The organism is Burkholderia sp. AU6039 (assembly GCF_002223365.1).
GTDB lineage: Bacteria > Pseudomonadota > Gammaproteobacteria > Burkholderiales > Burkholderiaceae > Burkholderia.
Map to the genome: position 1 here is coordinate 1 of NZ_NKFK01000026.1, position 871 is coordinate 871.

1 protein-coding gene is annotated in these 871 nt (G+C 65.3%); it reads left to right on the forward strand.

Annotation, left to right across the window (positions count from 1 at the left end; all coding sequences use genetic code 11):
- The coding region (locus CFB39_RS38460) for an NAD(P)/FAD-dependent oxidoreductase (RefSeq protein ID WP_179257814.1) at positions 1–871 on the forward strand (871 nt) is incomplete at both ends.

The window sequence follows — 871 nt, forward strand, 5'->3', positions numbered from 1 at the left end:
CTCATCGAGCAATACGGCCCGCGCGAATCGATGGAATACGACGTCGTGATCGTCGGCGGCGGCCCCGCCGGGCTGTCGGCGGCGATCCGGCTCAAGCAGCTGGCCGCCGAGAAAGGCACCGAGATCGGCGTGTGCGTGCTCGAGAAGGGTTCCGAGATCGGCGCGCACATCCTGTCGGGCGCGGTGATGGACCCGCGCGCGATCAACGAACTGTTCCCCGACTGGAAGGAACGCGGTGCACCGCTCGACGTCGAGGTGACGGAAGACCGCTTCCTGTTCCTGTCCGAGAAGAGCGCGGTCACCACGCCGAACTGGGCGCTGCCCGCCAACTTCCAGAACCACGGCAACTACGTGATTTCGCTGGGCAACGTCACGCGCTGGCTGGGGGCACAGGCCGAAGCGCTGGGCGTCGAGATCTTCCCGGGCTTTCCCGCTGCGGAGATTCTCTATAACGACGACGGCTCGGTCAAAGGCGTCGCGACCGGCAACATGGGCGTGGGCAAGGACGGCGAGCCGACCGAGAACTTCCAGCTCGGCATGGAGCTGCACGCGAAATACACGCTGTTCGCCGAAGGCTGCCGCGGCCACCTCGGCCGCCAGCTGATCTCGAAGTTCAAGCTCGACGCGAACGCGGATCCGCAGGCCTACGGGATCGGCATCAAGGAACTGTGGGAGATCGACCCGGCCAAGCACAAGCCGGGCCTCGTGATCCACACGGCCGGCTGGCCGCTGAAGTCGGACACCTACGGCGGCTCGTTCCTGTATCACATGGACAACAACCAGGTCGTGGTCGGCTTCGTGGTCGGCCTCGGCTACACGAACCCGTACCTGTCGCCGTTCGAGGAATTCCAGCGTTACAAGACGCACCCGT